This is a genomic window from Pseudomonas sp. 10-1B (assembly GCF_000935045.1).
Lineage (GTDB): Bacteria > Pseudomonadota > Gammaproteobacteria > Pseudomonadales > Pseudomonadaceae > Aquipseudomonas.
Genome location: NZ_JYKS01000089.1, coordinates 1 through 24,783 on the forward strand (window position 1 = coordinate 1; position 24,783 = coordinate 24,783).

11 protein-coding genes are annotated in these 24,783 nt (G+C 65.4%); 5 read left to right on the forward strand and 6 right to left on the reverse strand.

Translation table 11 applies throughout. The annotated features are described in order from the left end of the window. The 4 genes from TZ03_RS27380 to ltrA form a co-directional block, all read left to right on the forward strand. On the forward strand, window positions 1-1,200 hold a 1,200-nt coding region (locus TZ03_RS27380), incomplete at its 5' end, for an AMP-binding protein (RefSeq protein WP_051101445.1). Then, window positions 1,197-10,283, forward strand: a complete 9,087-nt coding sequence (locus TZ03_RS27385) for a non-ribosomal peptide synthetase (protein WP_236692913.1) — start codon at window positions 1,197-1,199, stop codon at window positions 10,281-10,283. The genes TZ03_RS27380 and TZ03_RS27385, both read left to right, overlap by 4 nt. A 55-nt stretch (window positions 10,284-10,338) precedes the next feature. Further along, a complete protein-coding gene (locus TZ03_RS27390; protein ID WP_051101446.1) occupies window positions 10,339-11,292 on the forward strand; it encodes an alpha/beta hydrolase in 954 nt (317 codons plus the stop codon). 474 nt (window positions 11,293-11,766) lie between these two features. Next, complete coding sequence (gene ltrA / locus TZ03_RS27395) at window positions 11,767-13,188, forward strand: group II intron reverse transcriptase/maturase (RefSeq protein WP_051101447.1); 1,422 nt, start codon at window positions 11,767-11,769, stop codon at window positions 13,186-13,188. A 228-nt stretch (window positions 13,189-13,416) separates the two neighbouring features. Here the strand turns inward: ltrA and TZ03_RS27400 are convergent, their stop codons facing one another. The 6 genes from TZ03_RS27400 to pvdM all read right to left on the reverse strand — a co-directional run bounded on the left by TZ03_RS27400 (window position 13,417) and on the right by pvdM (window position 22,805). Further along, window positions 13,417-15,843, reverse strand: coding sequence for a TonB-dependent siderophore receptor (locus TZ03_RS27400; RefSeq protein ID WP_082056749.1), 2,427 nt, complete (start codon window positions 15,841-15,843; stop codon window positions 13,417-13,419). A 332-nt stretch (window positions 15,844-16,175) separates the two neighbouring features. Next, the gene (locus tag TZ03_RS27405; protein ID WP_051101448.1) at window positions 16,176-17,825 is read right to left on the reverse strand and encodes a cyclic peptide export ABC transporter; all 1,650 of its coding nucleotides are present in this window, start codon (window positions 17,823-17,825) and stop codon (window positions 16,176-16,178) included. Window positions 17,826-17,841: 16 nt separating this feature from the next. Further along, window positions 17,842-19,176: a lysine N(6)-hydroxylase/L-ornithine N(5)-oxygenase family protein gene (locus TZ03_RS27410; RefSeq protein ID WP_051101449.1), complete on the reverse strand. Its 1,335-nt coding sequence runs from the start codon at window positions 19,174-19,176 to the stop codon at window positions 17,842-17,844. A gap of 116 nt (window positions 19,177-19,292) precedes the next feature. Beyond that, window positions 19,293-20,153 (reverse strand): formylglycine-generating enzyme family protein, encoded by an 861-nt coding sequence (locus TZ03_RS27415; protein WP_051101450.1) that lies wholly within the window; start codon window positions 20,151-20,153, stop codon window positions 19,293-19,295. A gap of 14 nt (window positions 20,154-20,167) precedes the next feature. After that, entirely contained in the window at window positions 20,168-21,442 is a 1,275-nt protein-coding gene (locus TZ03_RS27420) for an aminotransferase class V-fold PLP-dependent enzyme (protein ID WP_051101451.1), read from the reverse strand. A 16-nt stretch (window positions 21,443-21,458) separates the two neighbouring features. Then, entirely contained in the window at window positions 21,459-22,805 is a 1,347-nt protein-coding gene (gene pvdM / locus TZ03_RS27425) for a pyoverdine-tailoring dipeptidase-like protein PvdM (protein ID WP_051101452.1), read from the reverse strand. A 220-nt stretch (window positions 22,806-23,025) separates the two neighbouring features. Here pvdM and TZ03_RS27430 point away from each other — a divergent pair, with 220 nt between their 5' ends. Beyond that, complete coding sequence (locus TZ03_RS27430) at window positions 23,026-24,654, forward strand: twin-arginine translocation signal domain-containing protein (RefSeq protein ID WP_051101453.1); 1,629 nt, start codon at window positions 23,026-23,028, stop codon at window positions 24,652-24,654. The last annotated feature ends 129 nt before the right edge of the window (window positions 24,655-24,783 follow it).

Genomic DNA, 24,783 nt, shown 5'->3' on the forward strand with positions numbered 1-24,783 from the left:
TGGGAGTTCTTCTGGCCCTTGATGACCGGTGCGCGACTGGTGGTTGCCGCGCCGGGTGATCACCGCGACCCGGCCCGTCTGGTCGAGCTGATCACCGGCGAAAACATCACCACGCTGCACTTCGTGCCGTCGATGCTCCAGGCGTTCCTGCAAGACAGCGGCGTGCCGCGCTGCACCAGCCTTGCGCGCATCGTCTGCAGTGGCGAAGCGCTGCCGGCCGATGCCCAGCAGCAGGTGTTCGCCAAGCTGCCGAAGGCCGGCCTGTACAACCTGTACGGCCCGACCGAGGCGGCCATCGACGTGACCCACTGGACCTGCCGCGAGGAAGGGCGCGACAGCGTGCCGATCGGCGAGCCGATCGCCAACCTGGCCTGCTACATCCTCGACGCCGAGCTGCAACCGGTGCCGGTGGGCGTGCTGGGCGAGCTGTACCTGGCCGGCGCAGGCCTGGCGCGCGGCTACCACCGCCGCCCGGGGCTGACCGCCGAGCGTTTCGCCGTGAGCCCATACGGCAATGGCGAGCGCATCTACCGCACCGGCGACCTGGCGCGCTACCGCGCGGATGGGGTGATCGAGTACGCCGGGCGTATCGACCACCAGGTCAAGCTACGTGGCCTGCGCATCGAACTGGGTGAGATCGAGGCGCGCTTGCTGGAGCACGACCTGGTGCGTGAAGCCGTGGTAACGGTGCCGGACGGCAAACAGCTGGTCGGTTATGTGGTGCTGAGCGGCGAAACCGCCGATTGGCAGGCACAACTGGCCGAGCATCTGCGCCTTGGCCTGCCGGACTACATGGTGCCGAACCAGTGGCTGGCACTGGACAGCCTGCCGCTGTCGCCCAATGGCAAGCTCGACCGCAAGGCCTTGCCCGCCGTGGATGCCGCGCAATCGCAGCGTGCCTATGTGGCGCCGCAGAGTGAACTGGAACAACAGGTCGCGGCAATCTGGGCGCAGGTCCTCGGGCTTGAGCGAGTCGGCCTGACTGACAACTTCTTCGAACTGGGCGGGCATTCCCTGCTGGTGATCAATATCGTGTCGCGTATTCAACTCGAACTGGGGCTGAAGCTGGTCCCGCAACTGCTGTTCCAATACCCGGTGCTTGGTGCTCTGGTGGCGCAACTGCAAGCCACCGGCGCACAGGTGCAGGATTCGACCCTGAGCCGTCTGGAAGACCTGCTCGACGACATGGAGGGGCTGTGATGGACAGCACCGTTGCCGCGCGGATCGCTCGCCGCTTCATCACCTTGCCACTGGACAAGCGTGCCCTGTACCTGGAGAAGATGCTGGCCGAGGGCGTGTCCCCGGCCAACCTGCCGATCCCCGAGGTGCAGTCGGCCTTCGAGCAACTGCCGCTGTCCTTCGCCCAGGAGCGCCAGTGGTTCCTCTGGCAGCTGGAGCCGCACAGCAGTGCCTATCACATCCCCATGGCCCTGCGTCTGCGCGGCCGGCTGGATCGCCAGGCGCTGCAAGGTGCCTTCGAGCGGTTGGTGGAGCGGCATCAGACGCTGCGCACCCGTTTCGTCTTCGACCAGACGCGCCCATTGCAGGTGATCGACCCCGTGGCCGGGTTGGCCATCGCCCATGAGGTGGTCGGGCCGCTGGACCTGGCACAACTGGAGGCCCGGGTGGCCGAGGAAACCCGTCAGCCGTTCGACCTCGAGGCGGGGCCGCTGCTGCGGGTCCGTCTGCTGGAGCTGGCGCCCGACGACCAGGTGCTGGTGCTGACTCAGCACCATATCGTTTCCGATGGCGTGTCGATGCAGGTGATGGTCGGCGAGCTGATCGCCCTGTATGCCGGCTTGAGCCTCGGCCAGGCGCCGACCCTGGCGCCGCTGCCGATCCAGTACGCCGACTATGCCCTGTGGCAGCGCCACTGGATGGAGGCGGGCGAGCGTGATCGCCAGCTGGCCTACTGGACCGAGCGCCTGGGCGCGCAGCAACCGGTGCTGGAACTGCCGCTGGATCACTCGCGGCCGGCGCAGCCCAGCTACCGTGGCGCGCGCTGCAATCTGCAACTGCCGGCGGCCTTGAGCCATGACCTGCAAGCCCTGGCCCGGGCCGAGGGTGGCACCTTGTTCATGCTGCTGCTGGCGGCATTCCACGCGTTGTTGCACCGCTACAGCGGCCAGGACGATATCCGCATCGGGGTGCCCAGCGCCAACCGCAACCGGGTCGAGACCGAAGGGCTGATCGGTTATTTCGTCAACACTCAGGTGATTCGTGCCCAGGTCGCCGGCGAGCAGCCCTTCGTCGAATTGTTGCGCCAGGTGCGCCAGCACGCGTTGGATGCCCAGGCCTATCAGGAGCTGCCGTTCGAGCAACTGGTCGAGGCCCTGGCGCCGGAGCGCACCCTGGGGCTCAATCCGCTGTTCCAGGTGATGTTCAACCATCAAGCGGCCGGCCGTGGCGGGGCGACCAGCGCGCGCCTGGGCGACCTGCAGATCGAAGGCGTGGACAGTGTCACCGAAGTGGCCCAACTGGACCTGACCTTGGAGACCCGCGAATCGCCAGAGGGATTGGAGGCGTCGTTCATCTATGCCACCGACCTGTTCGAGCGCTCGACCATCGAGCGGCTGTCGACCCACTTCATCAATCTGTTGCAAGGCATTGTCGAGCAACCGCAACAACCGGTGGCCGAACTGCCATTGCTGGCGGCCGCCGAGCGCGAGCGCACCCTGGTCACGTGGAACGCCACCGCTGAACATTACCCGCTGGAGCAGAGCATCCAGCAACTGATCGAGGCCCAGGTGCAGCGCACCCCGGATGCCCCGGCGCTGGCCTTCGGCGAGACGCGCCTGAGCTACGCCCAGCTCAACGCCCGCGCCAACCGCCTGGCCCATCGCCTGATCGCCCTGGGTGTCGGCGCGGATGTGCTGGTGGGCATCGCGGTGGAGCGTTCGGTGGAGATGGTGGTCGGTTTGCTGGCCATCCTCAAGGCCGGTGGCGCCTACGTGCCGCTGGACCCGGAATACCCCGAAGACCGCCTGCGCTACATGATCGAGGACAGCGGCGTGCAACTGCTGCTGACCCAGAGCCACCTGCAACTGCCGCTGGCCGAAGGCGTGCAGACCCTGGCGCTGGACCTGGAACCGGGCGCCGATGACGCGCGCAACCCGAACGTGGCGGTGGCCCCTGAAAACCTGGCCTATGTGATCTACACCTCCGGCTCCACAGGCCGGCCGAAAGGCGCGGGCAACCGCCATTCGGCCCTGGTCAACCGACTGTGCTGGATGCAGCAGGCCTATCGACTGGATGCCCGCGACAGCGTGTTGCAGAAAACGCCGTTCAGCTTCGACGTGTCGGTGTGGGAGTTCTTCTGGCCCTTGATGACCGGTGCGCGACTGGTGGTTGCCGCGCCGGGTGATCACCGCGACCCGGCCCGTCTGGTCGAGCTGATCACTACCGAGCAGATCACCACGCTGCACTTCGTGCCGTCGATGCTCCAGGCGTTCCTGCAAGACAGCGGCGTGCCGCGCTGCACCAGCCTTGCGCGCATCGTCTGCAGTGGCGAAGCGCTGCCGGCCGATGCCCAGCAGCAGGTGTTCGCCAAGCTGCCGAAGGCCGGCCTGTACAACCTGTACGGCCCGACCGAGGCGGCCATCGACGTGACCCACTGGACCTGCCGCGAGGAAGGGCGTGACAGCGTGCCGATCGGCGAGCCGATCGCCAACCTGGGCTGCTACATCCTCGACGCCGAGCTGCAACCGGTGCCGGTGGGCGTGCTGGGCGAGCTGTACCTGGCCGGCGCAGGCCTGGCGCGCGGCTACCACCGCCGCCCAGGGCTGACCGCCGAGCGTTTCGCCGTGAGCCCATACGGCAATGGCGAGCGCATCTACCGCACCGGCGACCTGGCGCGCTACCGCGCGGATGGGGTGATCGAGTACGCCGGGCGTATCGACCACCAGGTCAAGCTGCGTGGCCTGCGCATCGAACTGGGCGAGATCGAGGCGCGCTTGCTGGAGCACGACCTGGTACGTGAAGCCGTGGTGACGGTGCCGGACGGCAAGCAGCTGGTCGGTTATGTGGTGCTGACCGGCGAGGCCGCCGATTGGCAGGCACAACTGGCCGAACACCTGGGGCGCGGCCTGCCGGACTACATGGTGCCGAACCAGTGGTTGGCACTGGACAGCCTGCCGCTGTCGCCCAATGGCAAGCTCGACCGCAAGGCCTTGCCACGCCCGGACCAGACCGTCAAGGCTCGCGACTATCAGGCGCCGGCCACACCGACCGAAATCGCCCTGGCCGAGATCTGGCAGGCCGTGCTGGGCGCAGGCCCGGTGGGCGTTACCGAGAATTTCTTCGCCCTGGGCGGCGACTCGATCATGTCGATCCAAGTGGTCAGTCGTGCGCGACAGGCCGGGATCCATATCACGCCCAAGGCATTGTTCCAGCACCAGACCGTGCAGCGCCTGGCGGCCGTGGCCCAGCTCGGGGAGGCGGTGGTGCCGCGTATCGACCAGGGCCCGGTGACGGGCAGCGCGCCGCTGCTGCCGTTCCAGCAATGGTTCTTCGACCAGCGCATGAGCGAGCCGCAGCACTGGAACCAGTCGCTGTTGCTGCGCGGCACCGAAACGGTGGATGCCAGCGCATTGGAGCAGGCGCTGCTGGCACTGTACGCCCAGCACGACGCCCTGCGCCTGCGCTTTGCCGACGGCAGCGCCGAACACGGTCCGCTGCAACCGGCCCAGCCGTTGCTGTGGCGTGCCGCGCTGCGCAGCGCCGAGGAAATCGAGGCGACCTGCGAAGAGGCCCAGCGTAGCCTGGACCTGGCCCAGGGCCCGCTGCTGCGTGCGGTGCTGATCGACCTGGCCGACGGTGGCCAGCGCCTGCTGCTGGTGATCCACCACCTGGTGGTCGATGGCGTGTCCTGGCGCGCGCTGCTGGAAGATCTGCATGATGCCTACCGCCAGGCCCTGGCGGGCAGCACGCCGAAACTGCCAGCTAAGACCAGCGCGTTCAAGACCTGGGGCGAACGCCTGCAGCAGCATGCCGCAAGCCTGGACAGCGAGCTGGCCTACTGGCAAGGGCAACTGGCCGGTGCGCCGCTGGACCTGCCCGAGGCCGAGCTGGGCGCCAGCCTGCAGAACCGTCACCGCCAGAGCGTGCAGGCACGCCTGGATGCCGAGCTGACCCGACGCTTGCTGCAACAGGCGCCGGCGGCCTACCGCACCCAAGTCAACGACCTGCTGCTGACCGCCTTGGCCCGGGTGGTGTGCCGCTGGAGCGGCGCCGATTCGGCGCTGGTGGAGCTGGAAGGCCATGGCCGCGAAGACCTGTTCGACGATATCGACCTGAGCCGTACCGTGGGCTGGTTCACCAGCGCCTACCCGGTGCGCCTGACCCCGGCCGCCGAGCTGGGCGCCTCGATCAAGCAGGTCAAGGAACAGCTGCGCGGCGTGCCGCACAAAGGCATCGGTTTCGGCGCTTTGCGCTACCTGGGCGACGAGGCTGCGCGCGCAAGCCTGGCCGGGCTGCCGGTGCCGCGCATCACCTTCAACTACCTGGGCCAGCTGGATGGCCAGTTCGATGAGCGGGCGCTGTTCGTGCCCGCCGCCGAAAGCGCGGGTGAGGAGCAGAGCCCGCTGGCGCCGCTGGGCAACTGGCTGGTGCTCAATGGCCAGGTGTATGGCGGCGAGCTGAGCCTGGCGTTCAGCTTCAGCGGGCAGATGTTCGCCCGTGCGACCATCGAGCGGCTGGCGCGGGCCTACGAGGCGGAGCTGGCGGCGCTGGTCGAGCACTGCCAGGCACCGCAAGGGTTGACGCCGTCGGACTTCCCGCTGGCGGGCCTGAGCCAGGCGCAACTCGACGCACTGCCGGTGGCGGTGGCCGAGGTCGAAGACATCTACCCACTGTCGCCGATGCAGCAGGGCATGCTGTTCCACAGCCTGTCCGACGAAGGCGACGACCTGTACGTCAACCAGCTCAGCCTGCCGGTCGAGGGGCTCGAGCAAGAGCGCTTCCGCGCCGCCTGGCAGCATGTGATCGGCCGTCACGAGATCCTGCGTACCTCCTTCCACTGGGAAGGCGGCCAGAGCGCGCCGTTGCAGGTGGTGCACCGTCACGTCGACGTGGCGATGACCGTGCTCGACTGGCGGGCACGATCCTTTACCGCCGCCGACCTCGAGGCGGTTGCCCGCGCGCAGCGTGGCTTCGACCTCGGCCAGGTGCCGCTGCAACGCCTGTTGCTGGTGCGCACGGGCGACGCCGAGCACCAGCTGGTGTGGACCAGCCACCATATCCTCATGGACGGCTGGAGCAGTTCGCAGTTGTTCGGCGAGGTGCTGCAGCACTACGCCAGTGGTGAAGTGACCGGCGACAGCGGCCGCTACCGTGACTTCATCGCCTGGTTGCAGGAGCAGGATCAGGGGCGCCTGCAGGACTACTGGCAGGGCCGTCTGCGCCTGCTCGACGCGCCGACCCAACTGAGCCAGTCGATTCACCCGCGGCACACTGCCGACCTGCCGGGGCACGAGGCGCTGTACACCCGTTGGGACGCCCAGCGCACCGCCGCCTTGCAGCAGCACTGCCGGGCCCAGGGCATTACCGCCAACACCCTGATCCAGGGCGCCTGGCTGTTGCTGTTGCAGCGTTACACCGGACAGCGCAGCGTGGCCTTCGGCGCTACAGTGGCCGGTCGCCCCGAGAGCCTGGCCAACGCGCAGCACATGCTTGGCCTGTTCATCAACACCTTGCCGGTGATCCAGACCCTCGAGCCGACACAGCGCCTGGATCAGTGGCTGCAGCAACTGCAGGCCGACAACCTGGACCTGCGCGAGCACGCCCATGCGCCGCTGGCCGACATCCAGCGTTGGTCGGGGCAGGGTGGCCAGGCCCTGTTCGACAGCATCATCGTGTTCGAGAACTACCCCATCGACCAGCGCCTGGAACAGGCCCAGGGCGGCCTGCGCTTCGGCGCCTCGAGCAGCCACGACGTCACCAACTTCCCCATGGACCTGGCGGTAACCCTCGGCGAGACCCTGGCCATCGAGTACCTGTTCCTGCGCAGCCACTTCACGCCCGAGGCCGTGCAGGGCATTCGCGCACTGATGGAGACCTTGCTGCAGTCGATGATCGACAGCCCTGTCGAATACATCGGCAACCTGCAACGGCTCAGCCCGGCGCAGTATCAGGCGCTCGACGCCTGGGGCGCGGTGCCGGCGCAGGCCGGCGAGCCGGTGATGCTGGCGCAGCTGATCGCTCGCCAGGCGGCCGCGCGGCCTGAGGCCATCGCCGCCGAGTGTGCCGGCCAGAGCCTCAGCTACGCGGCGCTGGAGGCCCGTTCCGACGTGCTGGCGCGGCAACTGCTCGCCCGTGGTGCCGGCCCGGAGGTACTGGTGGGCGTAGCCCTGGAACGCTCGGTGGACATGCTGGTGGCCCTGTTGGCGGTGTTCAAGAGCGGTGCGGCTTATGTGCCACTGGACCTGGACTACCCGGCCGAGCGCCTGGCCTTCATGATCCAGGACTCCGGCATGCGCCAACTGATCGGTCGTGCTGACCTGGGGCAGCGCCTGGCCCTGCCCGAGGGCCTGGAACCGCTCGACCCGGCGACCCTGGCGTGCGAAGCCGGTACGCCGGCCAGCGTGTTCCCGGTGCCGGGCGAGCACAGCCTGGCCTACTTGATCTACACCTCTGGCTCGACCGGTGTGCCCAAGGGCGTGGCGGTCAGCCATGGGCCTTTGAGCATGCATTGCCAGGCCATCGCCGAGCTCTACGAGATGGAGGCCGGCACCCGAGAGCTGCACTTCATGTCGTTCGCCTTCGACGGCGCCCACGAGCGCTGGCTAACCACGCTGGCGGTGGGCGGTACGCTGATTCTGCGCGACAACGAACTGTGGACGCCTCAGCAGACCTGCGAGGCGCTGAGTCGGGGCCGGGTCGACATCGCCTGCTTCCCGCCCGCCTACCTGAAGCAGGTGGCCGAATATGTGCAGCGCAGCGGTGTCGAGCCGCCCCCGGTGCGTATCTATTGCCTGGGCGGCGACGCGGTGCCGGAGCAGACCTTGGCCGAGGTGCGCGAGGTGCTGCGGCCACGCTACATCACCAATGGCTATGGTCCGACTGAAACGGTAGTCACGCCGATGCTCTGGAAGGCCTCGTCCGAAGAGCCCTGCGGCGCGGCCTACGCACCCATCGGCCGGGTCGTGGGGCAGCGCTCGCTACGGGTGCTGGACGATGACCTCAACCCGTTGCCGGTCGGTTTCGCCGGGCAGCTATTCATCGGTGGCCATGGCGTGGCTCGCGGCTATCACCAGCGGCCATCGATCACTGCCGAGCGGTTCGTGCCGGACCCATTCGGTGAGCCTGGTGCGCGTTTCTACCGTTCCGGGGACCTGGTGCGCCTGCGTCAAAGCGGGATACTGGACTACGTCGGGCGTCTGGATCACCAGGTGAAGGTGCGGGGCTTCCGCATCGAGCTGGGCGAGATCGAAGCCAGCCTGCGCCAGCAACCGGGTGTCGGCGATGCCGTGGTGATCGCTCGCGACGGCGTCTCCGGCAAGCAGTTGATCGGCTACGTTGCGGCCACCGCCGAGGTTCGCGGCGATCAGCTCAAGGCCGCCCTGGCCGAGACGCTGCCGGCCTACATGGTGCCGTTGCAGGTGATCTGCCTGGAGCGCCTGCCGGTCTCGCCCAATGGCAAGCTCGACCGCAAGGCCCTGCCGGAGCCCACCTTCGACCTGGCCAGCCATGTGCCCCCGCGCTGCGAGGAGGAACAATGGATGGCGCAGATCTGGGCCGAGGTGCTGCAGGTCGAGCAGGTGGGGATCGCCGATAACTTCTTCGAGCTGGGTGGCGATTCGATCCTCAGCCTGCAGGTGATTTCGCGGGTGCGCAACCATGCGCAACTGAAACTGGAGCTCAAGCTGCGCGACCTGATGCGTTGCCAGACCATCGCCAACCTGTTCGACCAGCAGGGCGTGTCGCGGGTCAGCGGCGAGCAGCAGGCCGTGGTGGTGGAGGGCGCCTTCCCGCTGATCCCGATCCAGGAGTGGTTCTTCACCGCGCAGACCCATGCGCCGGAACACTTCAACCAGGCGTTGATCCTGCGTGCCAACCAGCCACTGGATGCGCGGGCGCTGGAGCGCACGCTGACCTGCATGCTCGGCCAGCACGATGCCTTGCGCCTGCGTTTCACCCACGAGCAGGGGCGCTGGATCCAGCGTTACCAGCCGTTGCAGGAGTGCCTGCAGCGCCTGGACGACGACCCGCTGCTGTGGGTGCGCGAGGTGGCCGACGAAGAGGCGCTGGAGGACCTGGCCAATGAGCTGCAACGCAGCCTGGACCTGGCCCAGGGGCCACTGATGCGCGGCTTGCTGGCGACCCTGGGCAATGGCCAGGTACGCCTGCTGCTGGTGATCCACCATCTGGTGATCGACGGTGTGTCCTGGCGTGTGCTGCTGCAGGACTTGCAGGAGGCCTACCAGGCTTTCCTCGCCGAACGGGAGCCGCAGCTGCCGCTGCGCACCAGCAGCTTCGGTGAATGGGCCGCTGGCCTGGCCGGCCATGCGGTGACCTTGCGCGAGCGTGAGCTCGACTACTGGGTGGCGCAGCTCGACCGGCAGGACGGGCCGCTGCGCTGTGACAACCCACGTGGCGGCAATCTCATGTGCCACCGCGAAGAGGCCGCGTTCAGCCTGGATGCGCAACGGACCGCACAGTTGCTCAAGGAGGCGCCCGCGGCCTACCAGACGCAGATCAACGACCTGCTGCTGACTGCGCTGAGCCGGGCCCTGTGCCAATGGGACGACAGTGCGTCGGCGCTGGTGCTGCTGGAAGGCCATGGCCGCGAGGATCTGTTCGAGCAACTGGACCTGAGCCGTACCCTGGGCTGGTTCACCAGCATGTATCCGGTACGCCTGAGCCCGGTGTCCGAACCCGGGGCGTCGATCGTGGCGATTCGCGAGCAGTTGGCCCAGGTGCCGGACAAGGGCATCGGCTACGGCGTGCTGCGCCACATGGACGAACCGTGGGTGCGCGCGCGCCTGGCCGACCTGCCGCAGGCGCAGGTCACCTTCAACTACCTGGGGCAGCTCGACCAGAGCTTCGATGCCGAGCAGGCGCTGTTCCTGCCCGCGCCGGAGAGCGTTGGCGACAGCTTCTCGCAGCAGGCGAGCCTGGCCAACTGGCTCGAAGTGGTAGGCCAGGTGTTCGACGGCAAGCTGTCGTTCCGCTGCATCTACAGCAACCGACGCTTCCGCCAGGGCACCATCACGGCTTTCATGGAACAGTTCCAGGCCGAGTTGGTGCTGTTGATCGAGCACTGCCTGCAGGTCCAGGCCAACTGAATTTTCCTTCTTCTGACAGGCCGGATGCGGGTGCGTCCGGCCCAGGAACCGAGTCATGCCACTGAATCCTGAAATTGCCGAATTCCTCGACCTGGTCGACGCCAGCCCAGGCGATGGCCAGTCCATGGCCTTCCACCGCTCGACCCCCGCTCAGGCGCGCGACGCCTTCGAGCAGGCCTCCGTGCGCATGCGTTGGGAAGCGCCACAGGTGCACAGCGAGGACCTGCATTGCCAGGCTCGCGATGGCGCCACCCTGACGCTGCGTCTGTACCGGCCCTGCGCGCCTGCCGAGCAACCACTGCCGGTGCTGCTGTACCTGCACGGCGGTGGATTCGTGGTGGGCAGCATCGCCTCGCACGATGGTGTCTGTCGCGAGTTCTGCGCGCGCACCCCCTGCGCGGTACTGACCGTCGATTACCGGCGCGCCCCGGAGCAACGCTTTCCGGTGGCGCTGGACGACTGCGCCGATGCCTTGGCGTGGCTGGCACACAACGCGCGCGAGTGGGGGCTGGATGCCAGCCGGGTGGCCGTGGGCGGCGACAGTGTCGGCGCGACCCTGGCCAGCGTGCTGGCGATCGACGCCGCCCACCTGGGTGGGCCTGTCCAGCCACGGCTGCAATTGCTTTGCTATCCAGTGGCCGATGCCTCGAAGAGCTGGGAGTCGCGTACGCTGTTCGCCGAGGGCTACCTGCTGGAAAGCGCCACCCTGGAGTGGTTCTACGATCACTATGCGCGCCAGGCCGAGGACCGCTCGAACTGGCGTTTCTCGCCGCTGCTGGCCACCGGCTTGCAGGGTGTGGCGCCGGCATACATCGGCCTGGCAGGCTTCGATCCACTGCTAGATGAAGGGCAGGCCTATGCGCGTCACCTGCGCGAGCAGGGGGTGACGGTCAGCAGCGAAGTGTTCGAGGGGTTGGTGCACGACTTCCTGCGCATGCGCCTGGTCACGGCCGAGATCGACACGGTGTATGCGAGGTTGGCGCAGGTGCTGCGTGACGCCTTGAACTGATGTTTTGCACTGGATATCGAGGGCCGCTATGCGGCCCTTTTGCGTTGGTGCGCCAGGCATGGCGCGTTGCGCGTTAGCGCAACCTGCTTGGCTGTGGTGGCCAAGCGGGTGACTTGGAGGTGAAAGTCCTCTACACACCCGGCAAGGGGAAGTGTTAGCCAGAGGCAAGGGTGTCGCGGGCGACTGCGAATCTGAAGGAAGTCCGAGGCAAAATGCTGGCCTGACGAACAGGAAGCGGATAGAGGCGGCGCAGCGGGGTGAGAAGGCCAACATCTTCAAAGCCCGATACTTGCACGGAACGCTGTGTCGTAGATCCGACAGGCATAAGCAGGAAGGTCACGCGAATTACCCTGGGAGATCTGCACGTTTGCCATTGTGCTACCGGGCGTCGAGAGACGACGGGATGAGCATGCAGAAGTCAGCCGAAGCCGTAGTAAGTGGCGGTTAACCGCGCCACCAAGGGCCGAACAGGTTATGCCGCCAGTAGGCGCCAGAGTCTCGTCGAATGTCGAAACGCAGAAATTTCTCCGAGGGAGAACTGTGACCCCAAGTTCCGGACAGAATCCGAGGGCGACGGCTGGCAGTGCGCAGGCATCGACGGCGTCTGTGGCGTGGACGAACGCGGAGCCGGACACGCTGATGGAGCGGGTGCTTGCACCGGCCAACCTGAAGCGTGCGTATCAGCGAGTGGTCAGCAACAAGGGCGCGCCGGGTGCCGATGGCATGACGGTCGCTGACTTGGCTGGCTATGTGAAACAGTATTGGCCAACTCTCAAAGCCAGGTTGCTGGCCGGTGAATACCATCCCCAAACAGTGCGGGCGGTTGAAATCCCCAAGCCGCAGGGCGGCACACGGCAATTGGGAATCCCCAGCGTCGTGGATCGTCTGATCCAGCAAGCATTGCAGCAACAGCTCACGCCACTCTTCGATCCGCTGTTTTCGGACTACAGCTACGGCTTTCGTCCGGGCAAAAGCGCTCACCAAGCTGTTGAAATGGCCCGCTCCCATGTGGCGGCGGGCCATCGCTGGTGCGTGGAACTTGACCTGGAGAAGTTCTTTGATCGGGTCAACCACGACATACTCATGGCCTGTATCGAGCGCCGTGTCGAAGACAAATGCGTGCTCAGGCTTATCCGCCGCTACCTAGAAGCCGGGGTCATGTCGGGCGGTGTCGTCAGCCCTCGGCAGGAAGGGACGCCGCAAGGCGGCCCGCTCTCACCGTTGCTGTCGAACATCCTGCTCGACGAATTTGACCGTGAACTTGAGCGGCGGGGCCACCGGTTTGTGCGCTATGCCGATGATGCGAACATCTATGTGCGTAGTCAGCGGGCAGGCGAACGAGTGCTGACCAGCGTCGAGCGCCTCCTGAAAGAACGCCTGAAACTGACGGTGAACAGGAGGAAGAGCCAAGTGGCAAGGGCGTGGAAATGCGACTACTTGGGTTATGGGATGAGCTGGCATCAACAGCCTAGGCTAAGGGTAGCGACGATGAGCCTTGGCCGCCTGCGCGGTCGGCTCAAGGAACTGCTGCGCGGGGCGCGAGGCCGTAAGGTGGCATACATCATCGAGCGGCTGAACCCCGTGGTACGGGGCTGGGCGAGCTATTTCAAGCTCAGTCAGAGCAGGCGTCCACTAGAAGAGCTGGACGGGTGGATCAGGCACAAACTTCGCTGTGTCATCTGGCGACAATGGAAGCAACCCTCTACGAGGGCCAACAACCTGATGCGTCTGGGGCTGAGCCGAGAGCGTGCTTGTAAATCTGCCTTCAATGGCCGAGGCCCATGGTGGAACTCGGGTGCGCCACATGTAAATCAGGCCCTACCGAAGAAACTGTGGGATCAACTCGGACTGATCTCAATACTGGATACGATCAACCGGCTTAGCCGCATAACCTGAACCGCCGTGTACGGAACCGTACGCACGGTGGTGTGAGAGGACGGCGGGTGTGAACCCGCCTCCTACTCGATCCCCGCGGGCAAGTCCGCTCGTGCAGATGAGCACATGGCTTGAGAGTGACGGGGGTTCTGTGGGGGCGGGCTTGCCCGCGAATGGGGGGGCGTTGCTGCGTGGGGTGTGGCGCCAGGCCCACGACCCAGGGCCTGGCGCCCTGGGTCGTGGTTGCGGTCAGAACTTGTACTGCACGCTGGTCATGAAGTTGCGGGGCGCGCCGTACACGCCCCAGCTGTCGACGTAGGAGAAGTACTTGCGGTCGAAGACGTTGTTGAGGTTGAGCGATGCGCTCAGGTTCTGGGTGATGTCGTAGCGCGCCATGAGGTTGGTCACGGCATAGCTGCCCTGGGTGAAGGTGTGCAGGTCCTGGCCGGTCTTGCTCTGCCAGTTCACGCCACCGCCGATGGTCAGCTTGTTGTCCAGAATGCCGGGCAGGCGATAGGTGGTGAAGGTCTTGGCGCTGTGACGGGGGTTGTTGGTGACGATGCGGTTGTCGTCGGAGTCGGTGCTGACGCTGTAGGCGTAGCCGGCGAACGCCTGCCAGCCCTCGGCCAGCTCGCCGTTGAGCTCCAGCTCCACGCCCTCGGTGGTGGTGCCCTGCTCGGCGCGGTAGATGTCCGGCGCACGCACATAGACGGGCAGGTTGTCCTGTTCGATGCGGAACAGCGCCAGGCTGGCGTTGAGTTTTTCGTCGTTGAAGCTGCCTTTCACGCCCAGCTCGTAACCGGTGCCTTCCTGTGGGTCGAGGGCCTTGAAATTCTCATCGTGCACGCCATAGGGCTGCGGGTTGAAGATCTTGGTGTAGCTGCCGTAGACCGACCAGGTGTCGTTGAGGTCGTAGACCACGCCGGCATAGGGCAGGAACACGCCGTGGCGGTTTTCGTCGCTCTTGTTGTCGAACGTCGGATCGTTCCAGTTCTGGTAGTCGCTGGTGCGTCGCCAGTCGGTGACGCGACCGCCGAGAATCACGGCCAGGTCGTCGGTCACGTGGAAGCGACCGGTCATGTAGGCGGCGTACTGGTTTTCCTGGATGTAGGTCTTGCCGACGGTGGTGGTGTCCGGGCGCGGGCCTTGGCCTTTCCAGTCCCAGATATTGTCGATGGTGCCGTCATAGCCGGTCCAGGGACCGAACCAGCCACCGTGATCCGGGGTGTTTTCGGTGTAGCGGGACAGGGTGACGCCGGTGATCAACTCATGCTCGCGACCGAACAGGGTGAACGGGCCGGTCAGGTAGGCGTCGAGGTTGTTCTGGCGAGGCTTGCCCGACCAGCGGTTGGGGTACATGTAGGCGCCGGAGCCGTCCACCGAACTGATCTCGCCGTTCATGTAGTTGATCAGCTCGTCGAAGTCCATGACGCTGTGGCTGAGCTCGACCTTGCCGCTCCAGCCGTTGTCGAACTGATGCTCGAGGGAGGTGAAGACATTGGTCTGTTTGCGGTCGTTGTACGACCAGGTCGGCGAACTGTTCTTCGAGCGGCTGAAGTCGGTCTTGCTGCCGTCGGCGTAGCGGACCTGGAAGCCGGTGCGCAGCGGGTCGTTGACCTGGGTCTTGAGGTAACTGAAACCGACGGTCAGCATGGTTGCTTCGCTGAGGTCGAACTCGGAGATGCCGTAGATCAGCTGCGTATCCTGCTCGAGGCGGTCGACGAAAGAGTTCTGGGTCTTGTAGTCGACCACCAGACGCCCGCGGACGTTGCCGCTGTCGGTCAGTGGGCCGGAGACGTCGAATCCGGTGCCGTAACGGTCCCAGCTGCCAGCTTCGGCGGTCACGCTGCCCTGGAAGGTCGCGGTCGGGCGCTTGCGGATCATGTTGATGGTCGCCGACGGGGTGCCGGTGCCGCTGATCAGGCCGGTGGCGCCACGCACGATCTCGACACGGTCGTACATCGCCGTGCTCTGGGTGGTGTTGTCCAGGCGAGGGGAGGTGGGAACACCGTCGATCTCGAAGTTGTTGATCTGGAAGCCGCGCGACCAGTAGGTGTCGTTCTCGGCGCCGATGCCGGTGCGGAGCACGGTGATGCCTGGGGTGGCCTCGAGCACCTCGGTCAGGTTGGTCAGCTTCTGGTCGTCCAGGCGCTGGCGGGTGACCACGGTGACCGATTGCGGGGTTTCCTTCTGGGTCAGGTTCAGGCGCGTCGAACTACTGGACATGTAGGTGGTGTACAGGCCGGAGCCTTCGGTGACCGAGCCCGGCGCCATGCCCGAAATCGAGGTCGGGCTCAGCTCCAGTGCTGCCTCGCCGGTACTGGGTGGCGGCATCAGCAGGATGGTGTGGCCGTCCACGCGGTAGGACAGGCCGCTGCCCTGGAGCATGCGCTGCAGCACCTCGTCGGTCGACAGCGAGCCGGATACCGGGCTGGACTTCAAACCTTGCACCAACTCTGGGCTGTAGAGGATCTGCATCTGAGTCTGCTGGCCCAGTTGCTGCAAGGCGGTGGACAGCGGCTGGGCGGCGATGTTGACGGAGACCTGCTCGGCGTACGCTGCGCTGCTCCCCAGCAGCATCAGGGTGAGCAGGGCGCCCGGCAGTACCGTACGGTTCGACTGCGATGGACGTACGGCGCGTGCCAGGGGGGTTGGGGACAGATTCGGGCGGTGCATGGGTGAAAGGGACTCCTGAAGGAAGTGGGCAGTTTTTCTTTTGGAATAATCAGTAACTGATAATTAGACGCATCACGGTTGAAAACCGGAAAACAGAATCAACAATCTGCCTTTTTTGCGATTTTCTTTTGGAATAACCAGTAACTGATAATTAGACGCATCACGGATTGAAAACCGGAAAAACAGAATCAACAATCTGTCCTTTGCGATTTATCTGATGAAAACCCCGAGGGGGGTAATGCTGTGGCGTCGACTGTTCCAGCTTCCTTGCGGGCGGATCGCGGCGCCGTGCTCCGGACAGGCCGGGCCGTGCGCCGCGCTCGTCGGAGTGGTCAGGCCGGGACGTGCTGGGTGACCACGCGACCGGCTTCCATGCGTACCAACTGGTCGGCGATATCGAAGTAGCGATCATCGTGGGAGATCACGATGATGGTCTTGCCCAGGCGCTTGAGGTCGGGCAGCAGCTCGGTGTAGAAGATCCGGCGGAAGGTCGGGTCCTGGTCGGCCGCCCACTCGTCGAACACCAGCACCGGGCGATGCTCCAGCCAGGCATTGATCAGCGCCAGGCGCTTGCGTTGCCCGGTGGACAGGTCGGTGGTGGTGAACTTGCCGTCCTGGATGCTCACCTTGTGTGAGATTTCCAGGCGTTCCAGGTACTGGTTGGCATCTTCGGGAATGCTCTGTTCACCCTGGATCACATCGTCGAACAGGTAGTAGTCGGCGAAGATCGTGGTGAACAGCTGGCGATACTGGTCCCTGTCGCTGGCATCGATGATCTTGTCATCCAGTGCGATATGCCCCTGTTGTGGTGCGTAGAGTCCCAGCAACAGCTTGATCAGCGTGGTCTTGCCACAGCCGTTCTCGCCGACGATGAAGACGATTTCGCCCTGTTCGATCCGCAGGTTGACCGGCCCCAGTCGGAAGGGCGCGGCATCGCCCACCGCTGGGAAGGCGTAGCTCACCTCGACCAGTTCCAGGCTGCGCACCGTGGCCTTGGCAGCCGGTGCGTCGGTCAGCAGCAGGTGCGGCTCGGGGGAGGAGAACTGCCGGGAAAGATCGGCGATGCGCTGGAAGGCGATGCCGGCACGGCCGACGATGGGCAGCGTGCCGATCAGGTGTTCCAGCGGGCCTTTCATGTACAGCAGCACCAGGACGAAGCCACTGATGACCGCTTTGTCCTGTCCAGGGCCGGCACCGTGCATCAGCAGTGCGACGCCGATGACCACGAAGAACAGCATGGAGCCGAAGGTCTTGGCGATCACGAAGGTGTTGATCGCGCGGATCTGGGTCTTGCAGATGAAATCCGCGGTGGCCTGGATGCCATGCACGAACATGCGGTGGCGACGTGGGCGGTGGATGCGCAGTTCCTTCGCGCCACCGGCGACGGCGTTGTACTGGCGTTGCAGGTCGTCCTCGGCGTCGCGGGCGGCCATGAAGCCACGCACGCCTACCGATTGCGCCAGGTACTGGGCGCTCGTGCCCACGGCGATGGCCGCCAGCATCAGCAGGAACATCGGCCATGACAGCATGGCCAGGTAGCCCAGGCAGCCCAAGGTCACCGTCAGCGAGATCGCCAGCGGCGCGAAGGCGAAGGCGAAGTCGCTGATGGTGTCGACATCATGGGTCAGTACCGGAATCAGACGGTGGCTGCGAAAGCGCTCGATCTGCTCGATCGGCGCAGCGAGCACCTTCTCCCCCAGTGTTTTACGCAGGCGGGCGATGATGTGCTGGCCGACATAGTTGGTACCGATATCCGACAGGATCGTGCTCACCAGTGCCAGCAGGCACAACCCGGCAAAGCCCAGGATCAGGCTGTGCCCCAGGTCGCCCTCGGCGTGCAGCGCGCCGTTGATGGTGGCCAACAGCGTGGTCACGCTCAGGCCCCCGATCATGCCGAGGAAGATGGACAGGGTGACGATCGGCCAGAATGGCCTGAGCAGGGCCAGCAATTCACGCAGGGCCCCGCGGTTGGAAGTGCTCATCGGCTGGTTCCCGTCCTCAGGCGCAGGTCTGGCGCAGGCTGGCCGGCGCGTTGCTGGCCTGCTTGCCCAGGTGCTGGTAGAGCGACTGGCCGATCTCCGCCGCGCGTGCCGGCAATACCGACAGCAGCGTGTCGCTCAGGCCGTGGGAGGCTTCGCAGAACCCTTGCAGGTAGACGTTGGCGCCGAACTCGGGGTTGGCCAGCGCGCGGTAGTCGCGGTCCACCTCGAAGTCCTTCAGGTGCTGCTGCAGTGGCGCCAGCAATTCGCGGTGCGAGCGGCGTTCGTAGCCGGTGGCGAGGATCACCGCGTCGTAGCGGTGGGTCTGGCGCACATCGGTGGCCAGGTCGCGCAAGGTCAGCTCGATGCCTGCGGCAGTTTCCACCACATCTTCGATGGTGCGGCGGCACAGTACGGCGTGGCGGTGCTGATGGGCGACCTTCTGGCGGTAAAGGATGCCGTAGATGCGCTCGAGCAGGTCGACGTCGACTACCGAGTAGTTGGTGTTGTGGTATTCGCTGACCAGCTTCTCGCGCTCGGCGTGGGGCTGGTTGAACACCAGGTCGGTGTACTCGGGGGCGAAGATCTCGTTGACGAACGGGCTGTCGTCGGCCGGTTTGAGGGCCGAGGCGCGCAGGATCATGTCGACCTTGACCGATGGATAGCTGTCATTGAGATCGATGAAGGCCTCGGCGGCGCTCTGCCCGGAGCCGACCACGGCGATGCGCATCGGCTTGCCTTCGTTGCAAGGCAGCTGCTGCAGTGCGCTCAGGTACTGGGAGTGGTGGAATACCCGCGGGTCGTTCTTGAAGGCGCGGAAGGCGTCGGGGATCTTCGGCGTGCCGCCGCTGCCGACCACCACCGAGCGGGCACGGCGCTGGGTTTCACGGCCCTGCGGGTCGCGGGAGACGATGCGCAGGTGGTCGACCTTGCCCTCGCGCAGCTCAGGTTCGATGCGCAGCACTTCCTCGCCGTACACCGCCTGGGTGGCGAAGTGCTCGGCGGCCCAGCGCAGGTAGTCGTTGTACTCCAGGCGGCAGGGGTAGAAGGTGCCCAGGTTGATGAAGTCGGCCAGGCGCTGCTTCTGGTGCAGGTAGTTCACGAAGCTGTAGGGGCTGGTAGGGTTGCGCAGCGAAACCAGGTCCTTGAGGAAGGAGATCTGTAGCTCACTCTGGGTGGCCAGGGTGTTGCCGTGCCAGCGGTAGTCGGTCTGCTTGTCGATGAACAGGGCGTCGAGGGCGTGGCCGTTGGTCTCGGCGAGCTCTTCCAGGGCGATGGCCAGGGCCAGGTTGGAAGGGCCGAAGCCGACGCCGATGAGGTCGTGGATTTTTTCGGGGGAAGAGGTCTGGCTCATGGTTGCGGTTCCTTGGATGGTCTAGTGGGGGCGCCGCTGAAGGGCGCCCCGTGTCCTGCGCAAGTACACCGATAGGAACGAGCCTGCTGGCGGAGAATTTACCGCCGCCGGGCGCTTTACAGCTCGCGGACCACGCGGAATCCGATCCAGTCGCCACGGTCGTCGCGCACTGTGGTGTTGCGGTTGCCCGAGCGCGAGAAGATCGGCGCCTCGCCCCAGTCGTTGCCGCGGATCGAGATCTGCCGGCAGTCGGCTTCCTTCCTGGCGCTGCCGTCGGCCGGCGCGCCGACATAGCTGTCGTGGTAACAGTCGGCGACCCACTCGTAGACGTTGCCGTGCATGTCGTACACGCCGAAGGCATTGGCCGGGAAACTGCCCACTGGTGAGCTGTAGCTGAAGCCGTCCTTGGGGCCGTAGACGTTGGCGTTCTTGCTGATCTCGAGATTGGCGTCCGGCTCGAACGGGAACATGCCGGTGCTGCCGCCGCGTGCGGCGTATTCGCGCTGGGCTTCGCTGACCATGGCGTAGTGCTTGCCGGTCTTCTTCGACAGCCAGGCCACATAGTGCTCGATGTCTTCGTAGCTCATGCACACCGCCGGCTGGCGAGGGCCTTGCTGGTAGCTGGGCTTGCTGTTGGTGCAGCGCCGTCCGGGACGATCGTCGCCGTCGGCGATGACGATGCCGGTGGCCTTCTGGTAGTCGGCCCATTCACCGGCGGTGATCTGGAAGCGGCTGATGGCGAACGGCTTGGCGAAGGTCACCGGGTGCTGCGGACCTTCGTCGTCCTGGCGGCCCATCTCGTCGGGCGGGGTGCCCATGGTGAAGGTGCCGGCGGGCAGCACGACCATTTCCGGGCAGGTCTTGTCGCAGTCGCGGAACACCGTGCCGGGCTTGTCCGACGGCTGCGCGGCCAGGGCCGGCAGGCTGCAGGCGGCCAGCACGGCGGCCAGGGTGAGGCGGTGCAGAGGTGCGCTCATGGAAGATGCCTTGTTCAAAGTTGCTGGGTAATGAGGGACATGGCCCGGTCTATCTGCTGCTCGTCGTTGAGCAGGCTTGGCGCCAGGCGGATCACCGGGCCGACGTCGCGGTATACGGCGTCGCACATCACCTTGTTGGTGGTGAGGTGCGCGGCGACGGCGTCGGCGTCACGATCCTTGATGCGGAAGAAGGTGAAACCGGCGGAGAACTGTTCGCTGCGCGGGGTCACCAGCTGGATCTGGCGGTGCTCGAGCAGGCGCTGTTTGAGCAGGCTGTTGAGCTGGTGGATGCGCTGCTGCACCTCGGCCTTGCCCAGCTGCAGGTGCAGCTTGAACGCTTCGCTGGCGGCCCAGCGGTGCTCGAAGGCGTGGTAGCCGCCCGGGGTCATGATGGTGGCGAAGTCCTCATCGCGGGAGAAGGTGGCGACGCTGGGCACCAGGTGCTGCATGCCGGTGGAGGCGGCGCAGATGATCCCGGTGCCGCGCGGGCCGAACATCCACTTGTGGGTACCGGCGATGAAGTAGTCGCAGTTGAAGTCGGCGAAGCGGGCGTTCTCCACGCCGAAGCCATGCACGCCGTCGACCACATACAGGATGCGCTCGGCTTCGCTGCGCTCGCGGTTGTGTCGGCGCACCAGTTCACCGATCTCGCCCACCGGCAGCTTGACGCCGCTGCCAGAGTGCACCCAGGTCATGCCCAGCACCCGGGTGTTGGGCTTGATGGCCTTGTCGAGGGTGCTCAGCACCTGGTCGGTGGAGACCGTCCATGGGTCGTCGAACAGGCGGATCTGGCGCACCGCGGTGCCCTGGCGCTGATTGCGGAACTCCAGCGCCTTCTGCGCGGAATAGTGTTCGTGCTCGGTAATCAGGATCTCCTGCCCGGCGCCGACTTTGAGGCCGCCATAGATCATCGCCAGGCCTTCGGTGGTGCTGCCGGTCAGGGCGATCTGGCGCGGGCCGACCTCCAGGTAGCGCGCGGCCCACTCGCGTACTTCATCCTCGCGCTGCCATTCGTACTGGCTTTCCCAGTCCATCAGCGCGGCGGGGTTGCGGTCGAGGTCGGCGCGGTGGCGGTCGATGGCGGCCTGCACCGGGCGTGGGTGGGCGGTGACCAGGAAGTTGGCGAAGTGCGCCACGTTGGGGTCGAGGGGGAACAGCTCACGCAGGTTGCGCCATTTGTCGGCGCCGCTCAGCGGCTTGTCGGGGCTATCGGCCAGGGCCTGGGGCAGCAGCGGCAGGCTGGCGGCCAGCAGGCCAGCCTGCTTGAGAAAGGTGCGACGGTTGCTCATGGAAGACAGGCTCGACTCAACGGTTGGCGACGGGATGGGCGGCTTTCTGCACCTGTTCCCAGACGCGCAGGAAGTTGCCTGCCCAGAGTTTCGCGATGTCCGTTTCGCTGTAGCCTCGGGTCAGCAGCTCGGCGGTGACGTTGCGGATTTCGCCGACGTTGTTCCAACCGTCCAGGCCGCCGCCATCGTTGAAGTCCGAGCTGATGCCGACATGGTCGATGCCGACTTTCTTCACCGTATAGTCGATGGCATCGACGTACTGCGCGAGGGTAGCCTTGGGTTCTTCTTCCAGAGTGCTGTACAGCGCGCTTGCGTATTCGCCGAAACGCGCTTCGGGCCAGATGGCGATCACTGCATCGCCCGGCATCAGGGCGTTGGCCAGGCCCTGCAGGGGTTGCAGGTCGAAGCGCGCGCGCAGGGCGTCGAGTTTTTCCATCACCGGCTTGCTCAGGGGCTTGAGGTACTGGCCGAAGCCGACCACCTGGATGACACCGCCGCTGTCCTTGATCAACTGCATCTCCTTATCGGAGAGGTTGCGAGGGATGTCTACCAACGCCCGGGGTGCGGAGTGCGAGGCGACCATTGGTGCGCGGGTAAGGCGGGCGACATCTTCAAGCGCCAGGGTGGACATCTGCGATACGTCGATGATCACGCCCAGATCGTTGAGGCGCTTGACCGCCTGCTCACCCAGCGGCGACAGGCCACCAAGGGCATCGGCGGTGTCGTTGAAGAACGGCAGTGGGCGCGAGGAGTCGGCCCAGTCGTTGTTGCCTGTGTAGCTGAAACCGAACATGCGCATGCCGCGCGCAGCCCACAAGTCCAGCTGCGACAGGTCGTGGCCCAGTGGGTAGGCGTTGAGCATGCTGATGAAGATGGCGAACTTGCCTTCGCCATTGAGCCGGCGGAAGTCATCGGGGGTGTAGGCGATGCCGACCTGGTTGGGAAAGTCCCGGACCATCCCGCTGATGATCTTGTAGCGGGCTTCCTGTTCCTGCCGGGCGGCATCGACGAAGCCGGGGGTAGGGCGGTGCGGGGCGTTTGGGCCGTTCCAGATTTCCGGCCAGCCGAAGATGGTCAGCGCCGCACCGGACAGGCGACCACGGTTGGCCTTGACCAGGTCGAACTGGCCCGGGCCGTCCTTGTCGAGTTCGTGGCCGGCGCTGCCCAGTTCGAGGGGCACGGTGACATGGCTGTCGAACGACAGCATGTGCTCGTGCAGGTCGTTGGCCTGTTGCACGATTTTCAGCGGGTAGCCGGCGTGCTGCTGTTGCCAGAAAAAATAGCCGGCGGCACCCCCCAGGGCGGCCACCAGGGCCAGGGGTAGGCCGATGTACAGGGCCTTGCGGGAACGGGTCTTGGTCATTGCCATCTCGTTGCACGATTGATCGGGGCGGCCTGCCGACACAAAACGTGCTACTTGGGCAGGGCTTGGGTATCAGGTGAACGAGCGACGGCCGGGCAAATTTATCGCCAGCTTCGAACTAGGCGGAGTCACGCCTGGCGCTAAATTTCGCCGATGGCGCAACGTTTTAGCCTTGGACGGGCCGTGCTCCACGGCCGCAATGAATGCTCAGGTAGTTGCAATGACGATTTCTCGACGCGGGTTCATCGCCGGTGTGGCATTGGCAGGCGTGGCGGTGCCCGGCGCGATGTATGCGCAGCATGTGCAGCGCCAGCGGTTCGACGAGCAGTTTCCGGAAACCCCCGGTGAGGCAGTGGTGGAACTGGCCGATGCGGCGCTGCAGCAATTGGGCGACACCTTGCGCGGTATCTGGCGTTTTACCCTGCAAGGGGAAGATGCCGGGCTGCCCGGCCTGCCTGAGGGTGAACTGGAAATGTTTCTCGATGTTGCCCCAAGTGGCCGCGGCCTGCGTGGTTACCTGGACACGCCTGAGCGCCTGCGTGGCTCCGCGGAGCCACGTTACCGAGTGCTTGGTGACTTGCTGGTGGATACGAACAGGGCCTTGCGTTGGCGGCTGTTTCCTACCTGGCCGGGGGAAGACCAGGCGGACTACCAGTGCACAGTGGTGCTCGACGAAGTCTGGGGTGGGTTCGGTAATGCCGGGCAGGCCACCCTGAATGGGCGCATCGCGGCGCTGGGGCGTTCGTTGACCCTACCCGTGCAGGACAACAAATTTCTTGCGCTCAAGCGCAGTTTCCCCGAGGCACGCGAGCGCACGCCTTTGTCCTCGGCCTTGCTGGCCTGGCTGATTGCGCCGGAGCACCGTCTATTCCACCAGTTGTGGCATGCCTCGCGTGACAAGTGGCACAACCTCGACAAGGACAAGCAGGCGGCCCTACGCGGCTTGGGTTGGCAGCCTGGGCCGCGCGACCAGGAGCGTGACGCCCGTGGCCGGCACAAGGATCGCAATGGCTCGGGCGAGGACTTTTTCTTCATGCACCGGCACATGCTGCGTGCCGCCCGGGCCATCCAGGACCTGCCGTCGTGGGCACGTTTCCCACTCCCGCAGCCAGAGCTCGAACGCGACCGCGTCGGCTTCGCCAGCTATTTCGACAACCATGACGGTACGGCCTTGCCACCCACCTGGCTGGCTTCGGACGATGCCGCGTATACCCAGTGGGTGCGCGATATCAAGACGCCGGATACCTTCCACGGTAACTTCCAGGTCTGGGAGTCGAGGTACACCGACCCGCATTACCTGAGTACTCTCACCCTAGGGCAGTTCGGTTCGGAGATGGAGCTGGGCCTTCACGATTGGTTGCACATGCGCTGGGCCTCGGTGCCGCGCGACCCGTCCAGCGGCTTGCCGGTGCCGTTCGCGCGCCAGCCGGAGGACTTTGCCGCACGCTGGTTCGAAGCGGAAAACGACTTTCTCGGCGACCCGTTCTCGTCCCATGTAAACCCGGTGTTCTGGCACTTCCATGGTTGGATCGATGACCGTATCGAAGATTGGTTCCGGGCCCATGAGCGTGTGCATCCCGGCCAGGTGCGGCGCACCGAGGTCAACGGTGTGCCGTGGTTCGCGCCGGGGCGCTGGGTCGAGGTGGCCGACCCATGGCTGGGGCCGGATACCCATGGCTGCTCCACGGTGCCGGGGCTGCGGCCGGGGCGCAGTGTGGAGATGGACCCAGAGACCATGAAGTTGGCGCTGCGTATCATCTTCGCTGATGACGACCTGTTTGCCAGCTTGCGGCCGAAGGTGCCGCAGCGGCCCTGGTATGCCCGCAACCTGAAACTGGCACGGCGCTGACACCGCGCGGGTTTAGCCTAATGTCAGTGTTAGGTAATCTTGGGCCGCTTTGCGGCCCATCGCAGGCCGCTCCTATCAAACAAAACATAAGTCATTGTTTTATAAGGTTTTATTTAAGAGGCCTTTACC

Coding starts and splice junctions, on each gene's coding strand:
- TZ03_RS27405 (WP_051101448.1), bottom strand. CDS start 17,825: ATGAGCACTTCCAACCGCGGGGCCCTGCGTGAATTGCTGGCCCTGCTC.
- TZ03_RS27400 (WP_082056749.1), bottom strand. CDS start 15,843: ATGCACCGCCCGAATCTGTCCCCAACCCCCCTGGCACGCGCCGTACGT.
- TZ03_RS27410 (WP_051101449.1), bottom strand. CDS start 19,176: ATGAGCCAGACCTCTTCCCCCGAAAAAATCCACGACCTCATCGGCGTC.
- TZ03_RS27390 (WP_051101446.1), top strand. CDS start 10,339: ATGCCACTGAATCCTGAAATTGCCGAATTCCTCGACCTGGTCGACGCC.
- ltrA (WP_051101447.1), top strand. CDS start 11,767: ATGCCGCCAGTAGGCGCCAGAGTCTCGTCGAATGTCGAAACGCAGAAA.
- pvdM (WP_051101452.1), bottom strand. CDS start 22,805: ATGACCAAGACCCGTTCCCGCAAGGCCCTGTACATCGGCCTACCCCTG.
- TZ03_RS27415 (WP_051101450.1), bottom strand. CDS start 20,153: ATGAGCGCACCTCTGCACCGCCTCACCCTGGCCGCCGTGCTGGCCGCC.
- TZ03_RS27420 (WP_051101451.1), bottom strand. CDS start 21,442: ATGAGCAACCGTCGCACCTTTCTCAAGCAGGCTGGCCTGCTGGCCGCC.
- TZ03_RS27430 (WP_051101453.1), top strand. CDS start 23,026: ATGACGATTTCTCGACGCGGGTTCATCGCCGGTGTGGCATTGGCAGGC.